The sequence below is a fragment of the Nonomuraea sp. NPDC001831 genome (genome assembly GCF_042892035.1).
In the GTDB taxonomy this organism is placed as follows: Bacteria; Actinomycetota; Actinomycetes; order Streptosporangiales; family Streptosporangiaceae; genus Nonomuraea.
The window spans coordinates 814343-832653 of record NZ_JBIATU010000003.1 but is presented as its reverse complement, the minus strand read 5'-3'; the positions used below and the strand labels follow the sequence as shown (position 1 = coordinate 832653).

The 18311-nt window shown below is 73.7% G+C and carries 16 protein-coding genes; 10 read left to right on the top strand and 6 right to left on the bottom strand.

Annotation, left to right across the window (positions count from 1 at the left end; genetic code table 11):
- Positions 1–3: 3 nt before the first annotated feature.
- Entirely contained in the window at positions 4–1116 is a 1113-nt protein-coding gene (galK, locus tag ACFYYW_RS14560; protein WP_387648667.1) for a galactokinase, read from the bottom strand.
- Between the two features lie 43 nt (positions 1117–1159).
- Here galK and ACFYYW_RS14555 point away from each other — a divergent pair, with 43 nt between their 5' ends.
- Positions 1160–1996: a 1-aminocyclopropane-1-carboxylate deaminase/D-cysteine desulfhydrase gene (locus ACFYYW_RS14555; protein ID WP_387648664.1), complete on the top strand. Its 837-nt coding sequence runs from the start codon at positions 1160–1162 to the stop codon at positions 1994–1996.
- Here ACFYYW_RS14555 and ACFYYW_RS14550 read toward each other — a convergent pair.
- From ACFYYW_RS14550 to ACFYYW_RS14540, 3 genes are all read right to left on the bottom strand, one after another.
- The gene (locus tag ACFYYW_RS14550; RefSeq protein ID WP_352318881.1) at positions 1930–2601 is read right to left on the bottom strand and encodes a DUF6766 family protein; all 672 of its coding nucleotides are present in this window, start codon (positions 2599–2601) and stop codon (positions 1930–1932) included. The two genes, ACFYYW_RS14555 and ACFYYW_RS14550, sit on opposite strands and share 67 nt — an antisense overlap.
- Before the next feature lie 79 nt (positions 2602–2680).
- Entirely contained in the window at positions 2681–3061 is a 381-nt protein-coding gene (locus ACFYYW_RS14545) for a hypothetical protein (protein ID WP_387648661.1), read from the bottom strand.
- Between the two features lie 50 nt (positions 3062–3111).
- Positions 3112–3657: a hypothetical protein gene (locus ACFYYW_RS14540; protein ID WP_352318877.1), complete on the bottom strand. Its 546-nt coding sequence runs from the start codon at positions 3655–3657 to the stop codon at positions 3112–3114.
- A 113-nt stretch (positions 3658–3770) separates the two neighbouring features.
- Here ACFYYW_RS14540 and ACFYYW_RS14535 point away from each other — a divergent pair, with 113 nt between their 5' ends.
- From ACFYYW_RS14535 to ACFYYW_RS14520, 4 genes are read left to right on the top strand one after another with little or no spacing between them, the layout of a single operon-like run.
- Entirely contained in the window at positions 3771–4502 is a 732-nt protein-coding gene (locus ACFYYW_RS14535; RefSeq protein ID WP_387648658.1) for a TetR/AcrR family transcriptional regulator, read from the top strand.
- Positions 4499–6976: a PEP/pyruvate-binding domain-containing protein gene (locus tag ACFYYW_RS14530; protein ID WP_387648655.1), complete on the top strand. Its 2478-nt coding sequence runs from the start codon at positions 4499–4501 to the stop codon at positions 6974–6976. Before ACFYYW_RS14535 ends, ACFYYW_RS14530 begins: the two co-directional genes overlap by 4 nt.
- 49 nt (positions 6977–7025) lie before the next feature.
- Positions 7026–7172, top strand: coding sequence for a hypothetical protein (locus ACFYYW_RS14525; protein WP_387648652.1), 147 nt, complete (start codon positions 7026–7028; stop codon positions 7170–7172).
- A complete protein-coding gene (locus ACFYYW_RS14520; protein WP_387648649.1) occupies positions 7159–8118 on the top strand; it encodes a phosphotransferase family protein in 960 nt (319 codons plus the stop codon). The genes ACFYYW_RS14525 and ACFYYW_RS14520 overlap by 14 nt, the downstream gene beginning before the upstream one ends.
- A gap of 26 nt (positions 8119–8144) precedes the next feature.
- Here ACFYYW_RS14520 and ACFYYW_RS14515 read toward each other — a convergent pair whose 3' ends face one another.
- A complete protein-coding gene (locus ACFYYW_RS14515) occupies positions 8145–10127 on the bottom strand; it encodes an amino acid transporter (protein ID WP_352318868.1) in 1983 nt (660 codons plus the stop codon).
- Between the two features lie 82 nt (positions 10128–10209).
- On the bottom strand, positions 10210–11181 hold the full coding sequence (locus ACFYYW_RS14510) for a PP2C family protein-serine/threonine phosphatase (RefSeq protein ID WP_387648646.1): 972 nt from the start codon (positions 11179–11181) through the stop codon (positions 10210–10212).
- Between the two features lie 138 nt (positions 11182–11319).
- Here ACFYYW_RS14510 and ACFYYW_RS14505 point away from each other — a divergent pair, with 138 nt between their 5' ends.
- From ACFYYW_RS14505 to ACFYYW_RS14485, 5 genes are all read left to right on the top strand, one after another.
- Entirely contained in the window at positions 11320–13425 is a 2106-nt protein-coding gene (locus ACFYYW_RS14505) for an ATP-binding protein (RefSeq protein WP_387648643.1), read from the top strand.
- 131 nt (positions 13426–13556) lie between these two features.
- On the top strand, positions 13557–14771 hold the full coding sequence (locus tag ACFYYW_RS14500; protein WP_387648640.1) for a cytochrome P450: 1215 nt from the start codon (positions 13557–13559) through the stop codon (positions 14769–14771).
- 240 nt (positions 14772–15011) lie between these two features.
- A complete protein-coding gene (locus tag ACFYYW_RS14495) occupies positions 15012–15956 on the top strand; it encodes an alcohol dehydrogenase catalytic domain-containing protein (protein WP_387648637.1) in 945 nt (314 codons plus the stop codon).
- Between the two features lie 3 nt (positions 15957–15959).
- Positions 15960–17252: an alpha-galactosidase gene (gene melA / locus ACFYYW_RS14490; protein WP_387648634.1), complete on the top strand. Its 1293-nt coding sequence runs from the start codon at positions 15960–15962 to the stop codon at positions 17250–17252.
- Positions 17249–18307, top strand: coding sequence for an amidohydrolase family protein (locus tag ACFYYW_RS14485; protein ID WP_387648631.1), 1059 nt, complete (start codon positions 17249–17251; stop codon positions 18305–18307). The genes melA and ACFYYW_RS14485 overlap by 4 nt, the downstream gene beginning before the upstream one ends.
- The last annotated feature ends 4 nt before the right edge of the window (positions 18308–18311 follow it).

Sequence of the window (18311 nt, the reverse complement as noted above, 5' to 3'; positions counted from 1 at the left end):
GCGTCAGGCCAGGCGGTGGGCGCCCTTGGCGGCGGTGGCGGCCAGGAAGCGGGGGGCCTGGAAGCCGCGCTCGGCGTAGGCGGCCGTGACCGACTCGCGCACGCCGTCGAGGCGGTCGTCCGGGACGAGGGCGATGGCCGAGCCGCCGAAGCCGCCGCCCGTCATCCTGGCGCCGCGGGCCCCGCCGCGGAAGGCGGCCTCCACGGCCACGTCGAGCTCCGGCGAGGAGACCTCGTACTGGTCGCGCAGCGACAGGTGGGAGGCGTTGAGCAGGGCGCCGATCTCGGTGACCTTGCCCGCGCGCAGCAGGCCGACCAGGGCCTCGACGCGGTGGTTCTCGGTGACGACGTGCATGACGCGCTTGCGCTCGTCGCCCTGGAGCCGGTCGAGGGCCGCGGCCAGGTCGGTGACGTCGCGCAGGGACGCCACGCCCAGCTTGCGGGCCGCGGACTCGCACTCGGCGCGGCGCTTGGCGTACTCGCCGCCGGCGTGCTCGTGGTGGACCTGGGTGTCGATGATGAGGATGCTCAGGCCCTCGGCGGCCAGGTCGAGGGGGATCCTCCTGGAGCCGAGCGAGCGGCAGTCGAGGAACAGCGCGTGGCCCTCCTCGCACAGCGCCGAGGCGGCCTGGTCCATGATGCCGCACGGCATGCCGACGAAGTCGTTCTCGGCCCGCTGGCTGAGCAGCGCGATCTCCATCGGCGTCAGGCCGAGCCCGTGGACGTCGTTCAGCGCGGAGGCGACGGCCACCTCCAGCGCGGCGCTGGAGCTGAGCCCCGCGCCCTGGGGCACGTCGCCGTCGATCGCGATGTCCGCGCCGGCGACCCGGTCGCCGAGCATGGCCAGCACGCCCACGGCGTAGCGGGCCCAGCCGGTCGCCTCCTCCCTGGCCGGCAGCTCGATCGGGCCGCCGGAGGACTGGAGGGACAGCAGCCGGATGGTCTGGTCGGCGCGCGGCGTGACGGCGGCGCTCACGCCCCACGGCACCGCGAAGGGCAGGACGAAACCGTCGTTGTAGTCGGTGTGCTCGCCGATCAGGTTGACCCGGCCGGGCGCGCGCCAGACCGTGCGGGGATCGGCACCGAAGGCGGCACGAAAAGCTTCAGCAACGCGCATAATCCAACACTCCTCAACAAAGGCCCGACCGTAGACTAGCGCCATGGAGGAGCTCCTGGATCCAGCGCTCGGCCAGGTCCGGGTGTTCCTGATGCACGACGACAACAAGCGGCGCAAGCTCAAGTACAACCTGGGCCATCGGCGGCTGCTCACCTTCGGCGGGGCGTACTCCCATCACATCAGGGCCGTGGCCGAGGCCGGAAGGCTGCACGGCATCGAGACGATCGGGGTGATCAGGGGCGAGGAGCACCTGCCGCTCAACCCCACGCTCGCCTTCGCCGCCTCCTGCGGGATGACCCTCACCTACCTCGACCGCGCCACCTACCGGCTCAAGCACACGCCCGAGGTGCAGGCGCGGCTGCGGGAGCGGTGGGGCGACGTCGCGATCCTGCCCGAGGGCGGCAGCAACGCCGCGGCCGTGCGCGGCTGCGCCGAGCTGCCGCCCGAGATCGACGTCGACTACGACGTCGTCTGCTGCCCGGTCGGCACCGGCGGCACGCTGGCCGGCATCTCGGCCGGGCTGCCCGAGGGCAGGCGGGCGCTGGGCTTCGCGGTGCTCAAGGGGGCCGGCTTCCTGGCCGGCGAGGTGGCCCGGCTCCAGCGCGAGGCCTACGGCCGCACCTGGACGAACTGGTCGCTCGACCTCGAGCACCACTTCGGCGGCTACGCCCGCTCGACCCCCGACCTCGACCGGTTCGCCGCCGAGCACCGGGTCGAGGGCGTCTACGTGGCCAAGATGCTCTACGGCGTGCTCGACCTGGCCCGGCGGGGGGCGTTCGCGCCGGGCACCCGCGTCGTGGCCGTGCTGACCGGTCAGCCCTCGACGTCCGTGGCCGCGTGCGGGGCGCCGACCGGCTTCGACTCGGGCGAGCCGCGCTGACGCAGGTAGACCGACAGCACCACCATCGACAACACGGCCAGCAGCTCCGACTGCCAGTTCTGCAGGCTGCGGTTCCAGAACTCGGCGGAGGTCACGTACTGGCCCCACGAGACGGGGTCGCGCAGGTCGGCGAGCCGGCCGGAGTTGTAGGCCGCCTGGCCCGCCACCGACTGGGCCAGCCACGACAACACGAAGATGGCCCCCATCACCAGCCCGAGCGAGTTGCTGAACAGCCACAGCCGGGCGCCGCGGGCCCTGGCCCAGGCGGGGGACTGGCTGCCGGCGTGCGCGCCGACCTGCTGCTCCTCGTCGGACTCGGCCCCGGCGTCCTCCACCTTCTTCGACTCGGGGGAGCCCTTCTGGACGAGCCAGACGGTCAGCATGATGTACAGGAAGAACTGCAGGTACTCCGACTGCCAGTTCTCGGCCACGTCCACGGCGAAGTCGGAGGAGGTGACGTACTCGGCGAACGACACCGGGTCGGCGCCCTGAACCAGCTGCAGGTCGTTGAACTGCAGCATGCCCGCCACCGCCTGGCCGCCGAGCGCCAGCAGGAACATGACCAGGAAGGCCAGCGAGAGGGAGTTCTCCTTCAACCACTTCACAACCGCGCCCACCCTATGGCCAGGAACCAGGCCAGCCCCGCCACGATGACGAGCAGGGTCAGCGTGAACATCACCCGCATCAGTCCTCCACCTCGCAGTCGTAGGGCAGGTCGTGCACGGGCCGGCAGCCCGCGGCCTTGACCCGCCAGCCGTCGTCGAAGCGGTGCAGGAACAGGGTGTCGCCGGCCAGCCGCACCTGGGCCTCCTTGCCCCACACGCTCACCTCGGTGACCGCGCCGCCGGCCCCCAGCTTGAGGTCGCCCAGCGCCTGGGCGCAGGTCTGGCCGGGGTCGGGCAGCTTCTCGGCGGTGCTCCGGGCCAGCAGCCCGCACGCGGCGTCCTCCTGGTGAGCCTCGAGAGCCGCGTGGAAACGCTCGGCCGCGCGGGCGGGGGACGTCGTGTCCACGGCGCAGCCGGTGGCCGCCAGGACGAGCGCCGTCACGACGAACGGAAGTCTCATGCGCCTCCCGCTACCCACCGGGGCGGCGGGCATGCTGGCCCGCGGGCGGGCTACCCGAGCTGGTCGAGCACCGGGGCGACCAGCGCGTTGAGCTCGCGGACCAGGACGAGCACGGCCCGGTGGGCGCGCTGCTCGACCTCGTCGTGCGGGCCCTCGGGCTCCGGCGGCAGGTCGCCGAGCGGCACGGGCGCCTCGACGAGCAGCGTGGCGCGCAGGAACGGGATGCGGGCGAGGTCCTGCTGGCTCGGCTCGACGTACTGGCCGAAGGTCTCCTGCCAGCCCAGCCAGCCGCGGTCGCGCCACCAGGCGCGCGACCTGGTCAGCTCGGCGGGAAGCGGCGAGACGATCCGGACGCGCGCGAACAGGGTGCCGTCCCAGGTGTTGCGGTGGCAGGTGGCCTCCAGGACGCGGCGGTCCCAGCGCACGTAGCCGGGGGTGAGGGCGGGCGGAGTGGCCAGCCGCCAGGCCGCGCAGGCGAACCTGACCGGCGCGATGTCACCCCACTCGAACTCGTCGAGGTTCTTGCGCACGTGCACGGCGTAGCGCCCGTCACGGTCCCTGTCGAACTCCTGGTCGATCCAGAACGCCTTGCCCATGCCCCCTACGCTACGGCCCGGCGGCGCCTTCCCGGCGGCGTACGGGAGATCCGGCCTTGCCATCAATTGTGTGACCGTTTAAGCTTATCCGGTCAAACAATTGGAGGCGAGGTATGGCCAGAGCGGGCAGGCCGCCGCAGGACCCCGCGCGGCAGGCCGAGCGCGCCCACCGGATCCTCGACGCCGCCGCCGAGCTGATCCTGCGCTGGGGCTACGACAAGACCACCGTCGAGGACGTCGCCAGGCGGGCCGGGGTCGCCAAGGGCACGATCTACCTGCACTGGAAGACGCGCGAGGAGCTGTTCGCCGCGCTGCTGCGGCGCGAGCGGGTGCTCATGCTGGACCGGGTGCGCGACGGCGCGCCCGCCACCCTCGGCGAGCTGTTCGGGACCCTGGCCTCGGCGCTGCTGCACCGGCCGCTGCTGCACGCGGTGCTGCTCGACGACTCCGAGGTGCTCGGCAAGCTCACCCGGCTCAAGCGGCAGCGACCGGCGGCCGGCGGCCTCGAACTCGGCGGCCCCTTCGAGGCGTACCTGCGCGAGCTGGTCCGGCTGGGCGCCGTGCGCGCGGAGCCGGCCGAGCACGTCACGGTGATCGGCTCGATCTTCTACGGCTTCATGTTCCTGCCCGGCGCGCGCCCGGAATCCGAGCGGCTGCCCGACGACCGCGTCGCCGAGCTGCTGGCCGAGACCGTCGAACGCGCGGTGGGCACCGGACGCGCGCTGCCGCCCGAGGACGCCGCCGCCGTCGCGCGGGCCACGCTCGACCTCCTCGACGCCCTCGCCGACGTCGCCCGGCGCAAACTGGCGACATCCATGAGCCCGGCCAAGGAGCGCGTGAAATGAAGGCAGTCATCCCCCTCGACGACGAAGCCGCCGCCGACCTCGGCACCGCGGGCGGCAAGGGCGCCTCGCTGGCCCGGCTGGCCAGGGCGGGGCTGCCGGTGCCCGGCGGGTTCGTCGTCACGACGCAGGCGTACCGGTCGTTCGTGGCGGCGTTCGGCGACGAGATCGCCGCCAGCGGCGACCCCGGCGCGCTCTTCGCCGCGCACGAGATCCCGCCCGGCCTGGCCGAGGAGATCCGGGCCGCGCACGCCGCGCTCGGCGACGACGTCGCGGTGGCCGTGCGCTCCTCGGCCACCGCCGAGGACCTGCCCGAGCTGTCGTTCGCCGGGCAGCAGGACACCTTTCTCAACGTCAGGGCCGACGGCCTGCTGGAGGCGGTCCGCCGCTGCTGGGCCTCGCTGTGGAACCCGCGCGCCGTCGCCTACCGCGAGCGCAACGGCGTCCCGCACGACGACGTGGCCCTGGCGGTGGTCGTCCAGGAGCTGGTGGACGCCGACGCGGCCGGGATCATGTTCACCGCCGACCCGGTCACCGGCGCGCGCGACGAGATCGTGGTCAACGCCTCCTGGGGGCTCGGCGAGGCCGTCGTCGGCGGGCAGGTCACACCGGACACGATCACCCTGTCCGGCGGCCGGGTCACCGGCTCGCGGGTCGCCGACAAGACCGTCATGACCGTGCGCACCGCGAGCGGCACCGGCGAGGAGCCCGTGCCCGAGGACCTGCGCCGCGCTCCCGTGCTCGACCCGGCGCAGGCGGTGGAGCTGGCCGCGCTCGGCGAACGGATCCAGGCCCTGTACGGCATGCCCATGGACGTCGAGTGGGCCAGGCGCGACGGCACGTTCGCGATCCTCCAGGCCCGCCCGATCACCGGCTTGAAACCGCAGGTCGAGGAGTGGAACGACAGCCTCAAGGGCGACTACCTGTGGACCGCGGGCAACCTGGGCGAGGCCATCCCCGACGTGATGACGCCGGCGACCTGGTCGTTCGTCCAGATCTTCATCCGCGAGGCCATGTCGGCCTCGGCGCTGCCCGGGTTCGACCTGGTGGGCAACATCGGCGGCCGCTTCTACATGAACCTCAGCGTCGTCCACTCCATCGCCGCCGCCCTGGGCATGCGGAGCAGGCTGGGCGCGGTCGAGCAGGTCTTCGGCAGGCTGCCGGCCGGCCTGGAGGTGCCGCCGGTGCGGCTGTCCCGCTGGGAGATCGTCCGGCGCGTGCTGCCGATGGCCGTCACCCTCCAGCGGCGGGTGCGCCGCAACATCAAGGACATGCCCGCCTTCCTCGCCGCCTCCCGGCAGCGCTGCGAGGAGCTGCGCGAACGCGTCGCCGCCACGTCCTCCGGCGCCGAGCTGGCCGACCTGTGGACGTCCGCCATCGAGCCCCACCTGGTCACCTCCAGCCGCATGCTGGAGGCCGCCGGCCGCCAGGGCGGCGCCACGCTGGTCTGGACCCGCGACCGGCTGCGCAGGCTGATGGGCGAGGCGGACGCCGAGGCCATGCTCACCGGCGTCAACGCCGACGGCGAGCTGGCCAGCCTCGGGCCCGTCCTGGGCCTGGGCCGGCTGGCCAGGGGCGAGATCAGCAGGGAGGAGTTCGCGCTGGCCTACGGGCACCGCGGCCCCCACGAGTTCGAGGTCTCAAGGCCCCGGCCCGGCGAGGACCCGTCCTGGATCGACGCCCAGCTCGCCGGCCTGCGCGACCTGCGGGCCGGCACCGAGGCGCTGCTGGCCCGGCAGGAGAAGGCCAGGGCGGAGGCGTGGGCGCGGTTCGCCGCCCGCTACCCCGGCAAGGAGGCCCGGATGCGCGCCCGGGTACGGCGGTGGAACGCGGTCGTCCGCGACCGGGAGAGCGCCCGTTCGGAGAACATCCGGGCCTTCTGGGTGCTGCGGGCGTTCGTGGTGCGCGCCGGGGAGCTGACCGGGCACGGCGACGACCTGTTCCACCTCTACCTGGAGGAGATCCTCGACGTGCTGCGCGGCGACGCCTCGGCCCTGGCCCGGGTCCCGGTCCGGCGGGCGACCCACGAGCGGTACGCCGCGCTGCCGCCGTACCCGACGGTGATCGTCGGCCGGTTCGACCCCGTCCGGTGGGCCGCCGACCCGGGCCGCCGGGCCGACGTCTACGACGCCCGCGGCTTCGACGTCCCGGTCAGCGACACCGTGACCGGGTTCCCCGGCGCGCCGGGCGTGGTCGAGGGCGTGGTCAGGGTCATCGCAGGCCCCGAGGACGGCGACCGGCTGGGGCCCGGCGAGATCCTGGTGACGACCCTGACGAACGTCGGCTGGACCCCGATGTTCCCGCGCGCGGCCGCCGTCGTCACCGACATGGGCGCGCCGCTGTCGCACGCCTCGATCGTGGCCCGCGAGCTGGGCATCCCGGCCGTGGTCGGCACCGGCAACGCCACCATGCGGCTGCGCGACGGCGACCGCGTCCGCGTGGACGGCGAGCGCGGCACGGTCGAGTTGCTCCAGTGAAAAGAGTGCGCCAAGTCGGCCGTCCTGCGGCTGCTGGTGTGTTCACTGGATGACCATGATCGAACAGTGGATCCTCGACGACGAGCGCGAGCTCGAAGCGCGCTGCGCCCGCTTCCGCCTCGCCCTGCTGGGCCTCGACCGCGACACCGCCCAGCCCGACCTCCAGGAGGCCCGGCAACCGGATGACCCCGCCTGACCGGCACGACCCGCCCGGCAACCGGATGACCCCGCCTGACCGGCACGACCCGCCCGACCTGCCCGGGTGGGAGGATCTGCCCGGTGCTCTCGTCCGGGAGGTCGAGCGGCGGCTCGGCCGGGCGGCGGCCGGCTTCGCGGGGCGGCACGGCGGCTTCACCGGCGGCGTGCGCGGCGTGCTCACGCTGACCGGCGGCGACCAGGTGTTCGTCAAGGCCGTGGCCGCCGGTTCGCCGCACGCGGCCGACTACCGGGCTGAGGCCGTGGTGGGCGCGGCCCTGCCGCCGGGCGTGCCCGCCCCCCGGTTCCTGTTCTCCTGCCAGGCGGCGGGGTGGGTGCTGCTCTGCTCGCGGGTCGCGCCCGGCCGGATCCCGCACGAGCCGTGGCACGACGACGAGCTGGCCGCCGCGCTCGCCCTGCTCACCGCGTGCGCCCGCGAGCTGACCCCGTCCCCGCTGGGCGGCCTGCCCACGCTGGCCGGACGCATGTCGGGACGCTGCGAGCTGTGGAACACCCTCGACCCCGCCCGCGCCGGAGCCTGGGAACGCGCCCGCCTGCCCCGCCTGGCCGCGGTCGAACGCCGCTGGACCGCCCTGGTCACCGGCGGCACGCTGCTGCACTTCGACCCGCGGTTCGACAACATCCTCATCGACCGCGACGGGACCGCCCGCCTGGTGGACTGGGGGCGGGCCTGCACCGGCCCGGCCTGGGCCGACCTGGTCTGCCTGCTGCTGCAGTCGGACCTCGGGCCGCGCGAGCCCGAGCGCCTACTCACCATGCACCCGCTCGGCCGCCGGGCGCCCGCCGAGCAGGTGGACGCCCTCCTGGTCGCCCTGCTCGGCTACTGGACGCGCTCGGCCACCGCGCCCGCGCCGCCGGCGCTGCGCGACCGCCGCGAACGCTCCCGCCGCGCCACCCTCGCCTGGCTGCGCACCCGCTGGCCCTGAACGGGCCGCCGCCCGTCAGCGGCCGGTCAGCCGCCGACGTGGATGCCGGGCCGCCGCTGCGGCTCGGGCTCGACCTTGCGGATGATCTCGCGGACGACCGGCGCGGTGTCGCCGCGGCCCAGGATGAGGTAACGCAGCAGGTGGACCATCGGTGAGCCCTCGGCCCACTCGAAGTAGCAGTGGGGACGCACCCCGGTGCCGTCGCGCAGCGCCAGCAGCACGGCCGCGATCGCGTTGGGCGCGGCCGGGCTCTCCGCGCGCAGCACGCGGTGGCCGCCGACCTCGACGCCGCGCACCCGCAGCACGTCGCTGAAGCTGGAGGGGTCGATGACGTCGATCTCCAGGAACAGCACGTCGGCCCGGCCCGGCACCGGGTTCATGGACCGCTGCTCGCTCTCCTTGGCCAGGTACTCGGCCGCGTCGCCGGGGCCGCGCCGGTTGGCGATGATGTTGAGCGCGCCGTCGTGATTCAGCGAGTCGGTGACGAACCGGCGGGCCGCCTCGTCGAACTCGATCCGGTCGGCCCGCAGCTCGGTCGTGCGCGACACCCGCGAGATCAGCGAGATCGCGACGATGCCGAGGATGAAGAACGCCGAGATGGTGATGCCGTCGGGCTTCTCCCTGATGTTCTCCACCAGCGCGTAGACCAGCACCAGGGTCAGCACGGCGAAGCCCGCGACGGCCGGGGTCTGGCGGTGGCGGACGGCCGAGATGGTCACCGCCACCGCGCCGGAGACCATCATGGCCAGGATGCCGGTGGCGTACGCGCCGGCCTGGGCGTCGACGTCGGCGTTGAAGGCCAGCGTGAGCAGCACGCAGATGGCCGTGTAGACCAGCACGACGGGCCGGACGGCCTTGCCCCACTCGGGCGCCATGCCGTACGAGGGCAGGTAGCGCGGCACGATGTTGATCAGGCCGGCCATGGCCGAGGCGCCGGCGAACCAGAGGATGAGGATGGTGCTGACGTCGTAGACCGTGCCGAAGCCCTCGCCGAGCCGTTCGTGCGCCAGGTACGCCAGCGCCCTGCCGTTGGCCTGCCCGCCCGGCGCGAACTGCTCGGCCGGGATGAGCACGGTCGTGACGAAGCTGGTGGCGATCAGGTAGACGCTCATGATGAGCGCGGCCACGGTGAGCAGCTTGCGGGTGTTGCCGATGCGCGAGCGCAGCCGCTGCTCGGGGTCGTCGCCCTGGGCGGCCACGAGCGGCATCATGCTGACGCCCGTCTCGAACCCGGACAGGCCCAGCACCAGCAGCGGGAAGGCCAGCACCGCCGGGCCGAGCAGCCCGGTGAGGCCGCCGCGCCCGTCGAGCAGCGCGTCCGTCCAGTGCGACAGGGCCTGCGGGTCGGCCGCCACGTCGGCGAACCCGACGGCGACGACGACCGCGTTGAGCAGCAGGAACAGCGCCACCAGTGGGATCGCGACGCCGACCGCCTCGGTGAAGCCCATCAGGAACACCCCACCGAGCACCACCAGCAGCACGACGGTGATGATCACCGCGTGCCCGTGCAGGAAGCTCGGGAAGTACGGGTTCTCCAGGATGTGCACCGAGGCGTCGGCGGCCGACAGCGTGATCGTGATGATCCACGACGTGGCCACGAACCCCAGCAGGACCAGCACGAACAGCTTGCCCCGCCAGAACGGCAGCAGGCGTTCGAGCATGGCGACCGACCCCTGCCCGTGCGGGCTCTCCTTGGCCACCCGCCGGTACATCGGCAGCATGCCCAGCAGCGTCAGCGCCACGATGAGCAGCGTGGCCAGCGGCGACAGCGCGCCGGCGGCGAGCGCGGCGATGCCGGGCAGGTAGGCCAGGGTGGAGAAGTAGTCGACGCCGGTCAGGCACATGACCTTCCACCAGGGCTGCGGCTCGCCGTGGCCCTCGGCCGACTCCGGGCCGACGGGCTGGACCTGGTGCCGCAGCAACCATCGCGCCGTCCGGCTCGACGGCGGCCCGGTACGGCCCGCGCTCTCGACCGCTTCGGGTATGGCAAGCTCACCGGTACCGCTCACCGGAACTTCCTCTCGGGGACGCCGCCAACGAACGTCCCCACCTTAGGGGGTCGGATCTCGGCGGCGTCCGGTGCGGTCCCGCCTAGAAGCCGTCCTCGCGGGAGTCGGCCGGAAGGGCGGCGGCGGCCGGGCCGTCCGGCGCGGCACCGGCCGCGCGCTCGGCCGGGTCCGGCACGGGCACCGGCTGCACCAGCACCAGCGTCAGGTCGTCACGCAGGTCGCCGGCGTGCTCGTCCAGCAGGTCGAGCAGGTTGGGCAGCGCGTGGTCGAGGCCGGGGGCGGCCAGGGCGTGCCGGACGTGCCGGTCGAGCGGGAACTCCACGCCGTCGGCGTCCCTGGCCTCGCTCAGGCCGTCGGTGTAGAGCAGCAGCCGCTGGGACAGGCCGAGCCCGGCGCGCCGCATCCGCGGCTCGGGGCCCAGACCGAGCGGCGGCGAGGGCTCGGGCGGCTCCAGCGCCTCCAGACGGTGGCCGATGCGCAGGGGAGCCGGATGGCCGCAGTTGACCAGCCGCACCTCACCGGGCACGAACTCGGCCAGCAGGACGGTCACGAAGTCCTCCTCGCCCAGGTGCGGGACGAGGTCGGCGTCGAGCGCCGTGGCCAGCGCCACCAGGTCGGGCGCGTCGGGCGCGTGCCGCCGGAAGGAGGCCAGCACGACGGCGCTCAGCCGGACGGCCTCCATGCCCTTGCCCTTGACGTCGCCGACGATCAGCCGCACCCCCGAGGGCGCGACCAGCGCGTCGTGCAGGTCGCCGCCGATCAGCGCCTGGTCGGTGGCCGACCGGGTGTGGACGGCCAGACTCATGCCGCCGAGCCGGGGCGGCAGCGGCCGGACGATCGCCTGCTGGGCCAGCTCCGCGATCTGCCGCACCCGGGACAACTCGCGCTCCTGGTCGCCCTGGAACCGGTAGGCCACGGACGCCAGCCCCATCGCGGGGGCGAGGACGAGCAGCCCCGTCAGCGGGTCGAAACCGGCGCGCCCGAAGGTGACATAGAGCGCGACAACCCCTTCGACCAGCAGGAACAGCAGGAACCAGCCTCGCTGTGAACGCATGGTGTGTCTCCGGTTATCGGCTTCTTCTTTCCGGACGCGGCGAACAGGGTGAGTAGCTACTTTCTCACTTTTAGTCACGCAGTGCATCAGGTTCCGGCAAGCTGCTGTCACAACTTCATCCGATAGGTGGCGATCACGATGGCAGGTAAGTGGCAGGCGGGCAACCTTCCAGCGGAACTCACGAGCCTGATCGGCCGCGGCGCGGAGCTGGAGCAGGTGCGCAAGGCGTGCCGGCGGTCGCGGCTGGTGACCCTGACCGGGGTGGGCGGCGTCGGCAAGACCCGCCTGGCCCTGCGCGCCGCCGCCGACCTGCGGCCCGACTTCGCCGGCGGGTGCTGGCTGGTCGAGCTGTCGCCGCTGGACGACGGGACCCTGCTGCCGCACGCCATCGCCGAGGCGCTCCGGCTCACCGACCAGACCACCAGGCCCATGTCCGAGGTGCTGGCCGAGCACCTGTTCGGGCGCGAGCTGCTGCTCGTGCTGGACACCTGCGAGCACCTGGTCGCGGCCTGCGCGGCGACCGTCGAGGGGCTGCTCGCGGCGGTGCCCGGGCTGCACGTGCTGGCCACCAGCCGCCGTCCGCTGGAGGTGGACCCCGAGCTGGTGATCGTGGTCGACCCGCTGCCGGTGCCGGCCGCGGGCGCCACCGCGCCGCTCGGCCACGACGCCGTGACCCTGCTCGTCGAGCGCGCCGCGGAGACGATGCCGACCTTCGAGATCACCGACACCAACCGCGACGACGTCGTGCGGCTGTGCCGCAGGCTCGAAGGCATCCCGCTGGCCATCGAGCTGGCCGCGGCCCGGCTGCGCGACCTGCCTTTGAGCCATCTGGCCGACCGGCTGGAGGACCGCTTCGCCACGCTGGAGGACGACCTCGCGCTCACCCAGGAGGCCGACCCGCCCTGGCACCAGGCATTGCGCACCGCCGTCGGGTGGAGCCACGAGCTGTGCGAGCCCGCCGAGCGGCTGCTGTGGGCGCGGGTGTCGGTGTTCGCCGGCGACTTCGACGCCGAGGCGGCGCGCCAGGTGTGCGCCGACGAGCGGCTGCCCGAGGCCGACATCGGGCTGCTGCTCGACGCCCTGGCCGACGAGTCGATCCTGACCTGGCTGCCGACCGGCTCCGGCGAGCGCTACCGCATGCTCGACACGCTGCGCGAGTACGGCGCCGGCTGGCTGCGCGGCCTCGGCGAGGAGGCGGAGCTGCGCCGCCGGCACCGCGCCCACTACCAGGACCTGGCCGTGCGCGGCGCGGCCGGCTGGCTCGGCGCCGGCCAGGTCGCCTGGTACGACCGGATGGTCGGCGAGCACGACAACCTGCGCGCCGCGCTGGAGACCGCGCTCGGCGAGCGGGACGGCCAAGCCGCCCTCGACCTGGCCGGCACGCTGGCCTTCTTCTGGTACGGCTGCGGCTACGCCAAGGAGGGCCGCCACTACCTGGGCCAGGCCCTGGCGCTCGACGGGGCTCCCGGCCCGGTCCGCGCCCGCGCCCTGTGGGCCGACGGCCTGCTCGCCGCCACCCAGGGGGACGCCGCCGCGGTCGAGGCGCGGGCCGAGGAGTGCGAGGCCGCCGCGGCCGACGACGACGCCTTCGCCGCGCTGTGCGTCAAGGCGCTGCGCTCGTCGGCCGGCGTGATCCGCGGCGACCTGGAGCAGGCCATGGCGGAGTCGGAGCCGGCGTACGCGATGCGCTGGAGCGGCGAGGAGCTGACGATCGCCGGGCTGCTGGCGCTGATGTGCCGGGCGGTCGCGCACACCGTCGCCGGCCGGATCGAGGAGGCGATCGCGGTGCTGGAGGACCTGCGCGCCCTGTGCGACCAGCAGGGCGAGCAGGCGATGCGCTCGCACGGCGACCTGCTGCGCGGCCAGGCCGAGCTGGCCCGCGGGCGGGTGGCGGCGGCCGTCGCCTACGGGCAGGCGGCGTTGCGCACCAAGCGGAGGCTGCACGACGACTTCGGCATCGGGCTGACCGTGGACCTGCTGGCGCTCGGGGCGGGGGCCGCGGGCCGGCCGGAGCGGGCGGCCCGGCTGCTGGGGCTGGCGCAGCGGATCTGGAGCAGCCACGGGCAGGCGCAGGCCAGCGTCCCGGCCTGGGTGGCGGCCCGGCAGGAGTGCGAGCGGCAGGCGCGCGAGGCCCTGGGCGACGACGCGTACGGGTCGGCGTTCCGCGCCGGGTACGACGGCGAGGTCGACGCCGGGATCGCGTACGCGCTCGAACCGGAGGGGGAGGGGCTGCCGAACGTGTGAGACCACCGATCCTGGGACTCCGACGTGGCGGAGGAGGCAGATGTTGCCTGCCTGGCGGTGACAACCTCACCCCTTGGATCCCTCGGCGTTACCACGGAGAGTAGGGAGACATCCGTACATGGGAGGCTGCATTGGACACCGCGCCACTTCCGTTCCCGGTTCCCGGCGAGCGGACGTCCGACACGATCCGCCGCCTGCGGGACGAGCACGGACCGGTCCTGCCCGTCCTGCTGCCGGGGGAGGTGAACGGCTGGCTGGTGACCTCCTACGAGGCGACGGACGAGGTGCTGGCCAACGACGAGGCGCTCTACAGCAAGGACGCCAGGAACTTCACCGGCCTTCATGACGGCACCGTCCCCGCCGACTGGCCGCTGCGCCAGGTCATCGAGGGCGACCACCTGCTGACCAAGGACGGCGCCGACCACCGGCGGCTGCGCAGCCTGATCAACCGCGCCTTCACCCCGGCCCGGGTGGCCGCCCTCGCACCGCGCGTGCAGGAGATGACCGACGAACTGCTCGACCGCATGGCCGAGCGGGACGGCGAGGTCGACCTCGTGGCCGCCTTCACCGAGCCGCTGCCGGTCGCCGTGATCTGCGAGCTGTTCGGCGTCCCGGGGGAGGAGCGGGCACAGATCCGCGAGTGGACGGGGGTGATGTTGTCGCACGCCGCCGCCCCCGACGAGGTGAACGCGGCGGCCGGGTCGCTGCTCGGCTACCTGGCGGCCTTCATCGCGCGCCGCCGCCGCGAGCCGGCCGACGACCTGACCACCGGCCTGATCCGCGCCAACGAGGACGACGGCGGCCGCCTGTCCGACAACGAGCTGCTGTGGATCCTGTGGGTCGTGCTCGTCGCCGGCCACGAGACGACCGTGCACCTGATCGCCAAGGCGGTGGTGGCCCTGTGCGCCGACCCCGCCCAGCTCGACCGCGCCCGTACGGAGAACGCCTGGGAGCAGGTGGTGGAGGAGGCGCTGCGCAGCCGTAACTCGGTCGTCGGCCTGGTCTTCCGCTACCCGCTCAAGGACGTCACGGTCGCCGGCACCACCATCCCGGCGGGCCGGCCCATCGTCGTCGGGCTCACCGGCGCGGGCACCGACCCCGCCCGCTACGGTCCGGACGCCGGCCGCTTCGACCTGGGCAAGGCCAAGGAGGGGCATCTGGGCTTCGGCCGGGGCCCGCACTTCTGCCTGGGGGCGCCGCTGGCCCGGCTGGAGGCCAGGATCGCGCTGTCGTCGTTGTTCGGCAGGTTCCCGGGGCTGCGCCTGGCGGTCCGCCCCGAGGAGATCGCCTACACGGCGTCGATCATCACCGAGGGGCCGCTGGCGGTGCCCGTGCTGCTGCGCTGATTCTGCCTGTCAAACCGGCTTTCCGTGATTCGGAACAGGGCGGCCGGGCCGAGGGTGACGTCCTCGGCCCGGCCGTTCCTGGTGTGCGGGGTGCGGTGACGCCGCCTCGCTTCCCGTCGGCCTCTTGACATGATCTTCGCCGCAGTGGTCTCCTAGCGCCAGTTCGGAATAGCATTCCTCATGACGGAATAGGATGGGGATCTCCATGGAACGCGCGCATTCGACCGCCGGCCGGCCCTCGTGAGGGCTCTCGTCTTCACCGCCCCCGGCGTCGTGCAGCAGCGGGACGTGCCCGAGCCGGTGGCCGGGCCGGAGGAGGTGCTGGTGCACGTGGTCGCCGCCGGCATCTGCGGCAGCGAGCTGCACGGCGTGCAGACCCCCGGGTTCCGGGTGCCGCCGCTGGTCATGGGGCACGAGTTCGCCGGGCGCACCGACGACGGGCGGCCGGTGACGGTCAACCCGATCCTGTCGTGCGGCGCCTGTGACGTGTGCCTGATCGGCCGGCCCAACGTGTGCAGGAAACGGCAGATCATCGGCGTGCACCGGCCGGGCGCCTTCGCCGAGCGCGTCGCGGTGCCGGCCGCGTCCGTGGTGCCGCTGACCGACGGGCTCGGCTGGACCGCCGCCGGCGTGGTGGAGCCGGCCGCGAACGCCGTGCACGCCTGGGGGCTGGCCGGGCGGCCGGCCGGGGCGCGCGTGGGCGTGATCGGCGCCGGGGCCATCGGCCTGACCTGCCTGCTGACCGCCCTGTCCGGCGGCGCGGCCGGCGTGGACGTGGCCGACCGCTCGCCCGAGCGGCTGGCCGTCGCCGCCGGGCTCGGCGGCGTGGCGGCGGGCGCCGAGCTGACCGGCGAGTACGACGTGATCTTCGACGCCGTCGGCGCCGCCGCCACCCACGAGCAGTCCCTGTCCCGGCTGCGCCCCGGCGGCGTGGCCGTCTGGCTCGGCCTGGCCGACCACGTCGCCGGGTACGACGCCGCCGACCTGGTGCGCGGCGAGAAGCGCGTGCTGGGCTCGTTCGCCTACGACGCGGCCGACTTCGCCGCGGCGGTCGGCCTGGTCGGCCGCTGGGACCTGAGCTGGGTCCGGACCTTCCCCCTCGCAGAGGGCGCCGAGGTCTTCACCCGGCTGATGAACGGCCAGGCCACCCCCGTCAAAGCCCTGCTGACCCCGGAATCGAGGTAACCCATGGCCCGCATCGTCCTGGTGGGCGCCGGCAGCATCACGTTCGCCAAGAACCTCCTCTCGGACATCCTGACATTTCCGGAACTGTCGGAGTCCACGATCGTGCTCCACGACATCGACCGGGCCCGGCTCGACACCGCCGCGGCGATGGCCCGCTGGATGGTCGCCGAGCTGGGCATCGGCGCCCGGATCGAGGCGTACGCCGACCGCCGGCCCGCCGTCGAGGGCGCCGACTACGTGATCAACGAGATCGCGGTGGGCGGCCTGGAGGCGGTCAGGCGCGACCTGGAGATCCCCGCCGCGTACGGCGTGCGCCAGACGATCGGCGACACCCTGGGCATCGGCGGCATCTTCCGCGCCCTGCGCACGATCCCCGTGATGGTCGGCATCGGCGACGACCTGGCCGAGCTCGCCCCCGACTCGGTGTTGTTCAGCTACACCAACCCGATGTCGATGATCCCCTGGTCGGTCTACGCCGGCACCCCGTTCAAGAACGTCGTGGGCGTCTGCCACGCCGCCCGCGACACGCAGAGCACGCTGGCCGCCATGGTCGGCGTCCCGGAGGAGGAGATCTCCTTCCTCACCGCGGGCGTCAACCACCAGGCGTTCGTGCTGCGCTTCGAGCGCGACGGCGAGAACCTCTACCGGCGGCTCGACGAGCTGATCGATCAGGACCCCGAGCTGCGGCGGCGGGTGCGGGTGGAGGTCTACCGCAACTTCGGCTACTTCCCGACCGAGTCCTCCGAGCACGGCTCGGAGTACCTGCCGTGGTTCCTGCCGCACCCCGAGGAGGTCGAGCGGTACCGCATCCCGATCAACGTCTACCTGGAGTGGCTGGCCGAGGGCTACCAGGAGTACGAGCAGTACAAGAGCTCGCTGGAGGCCGGCCGGGGCGTGCCCATCGAACGCGGCGACGAGCTGGCCTCGCTGGCCATCCACTCGATGGAGACCGGCACCCGCAGGCTGATCCACGGCAACGTGCGCAACGGCGGCCTGATCTCCAACCTGCCGCCGGAGGCCACCGTCGAGGTGCCCTGCCACGTCGACCGGTCCGGCGTGCGGCCGCTGCCCGTCGGCGAGCTGCCCGCCCAGGTCGCCGCGCTCAACCGGGCCTTCCTCAGCGTCGGCGAGCTGACCGTCAAGGCCGCCCTGGAAGGGCGGCGCGACCACGTCTACCAGGCCGCGCTGCTCGACCCCAACACCGCCGCCACCCTGCCGGTCCGCAAGGTCCGCGAGCTGGTGGACGCCCTCATCGAGGCCCACGGCGACCTGCTGCCCGAAGGCATCAGGAAGTGACCCTGCCCGACGCCGGCCTGCCGCTGTCCCGCTACCGTCCGGTGTCGCAGCTCCGGGTGGCCGTGCACGAGGTCGGCCGGGCCCGGCTGCCCGCCGTGGACGCCCACCTCCACCTCGGCCGCTGGCTGACCGAGGACGGCGGCTGGATGGTCGAGGACGTCCCCGCCCTGATCGGCATGATGGACGAGCTCAACCTGCGCGGCATGGTCAACCTCGACGGCCGCTGGGGCCGGGAGCTGGCCGAGAACCTCGAACGCTACGACGCCGCCCATCCGGGCCGGTTCGCCACGTTCTGCCACGTCGACTGGTCGCAGACCGCGACGCCCGGATTCGGCGAGCGGCTGGCCGCCCAGCTGCGCCGCTCGGTCGCCGAGGGCGCGGCCGGGCTGAAGGTGTGGAAGGACGTCGGGCTGCGGGTGCGCGACCACCGGGACGAGCTGGTCCTGCTCGACGACCCCCGGCTGGACCCGCTGTGGGCCGCCGTGGGGGAGGCGGGCGTGCCCATCGCCCTGCACACCGCCGACCCGGTCGCCTTCTTCCAGCCCGCCGACGAGCGCAACGAACGCCTCGAACTGCTGGCCGCCCGGCCCGACTGGAACTTCTCCGGGCCGGGGTTCCCGCCGTTCGAGCGGCTCATGGAGGCCATGGAGTCGATGGTCGCCCGGCACCCGGCCACGACCGTGATCGGGGTGCACGCCGGGTGCTGGCCGGAGAACCTGGGGTTCGCCGGCCGGATGCTGGACGCGTACCCGAACTTCCACATCGACATCGCGGCGCGCGTCGCCGAGCTGGGACGCCAGCCGCGCGCCACGCGGGCGCTCATGCTCCGCCACCCCGGCCGGGTGTTGTTCGGCACCGACGAGATCCCGCCGCACCCGGACGTCTACCGGATCCACTTCCGGTTCATGGAGACCGACGACGAGGCGTTCGCGCACTCCCTCGACGACCCGCCGCTGATGGGCCGGTGGACGATCTCCGGGCTCGACCTGCCCGACGACGTCCTGGAGCAGGTGTACGCGCGCAACGCGCTGCGGCTCGTGCCCCGGCTGGCCTGACCGG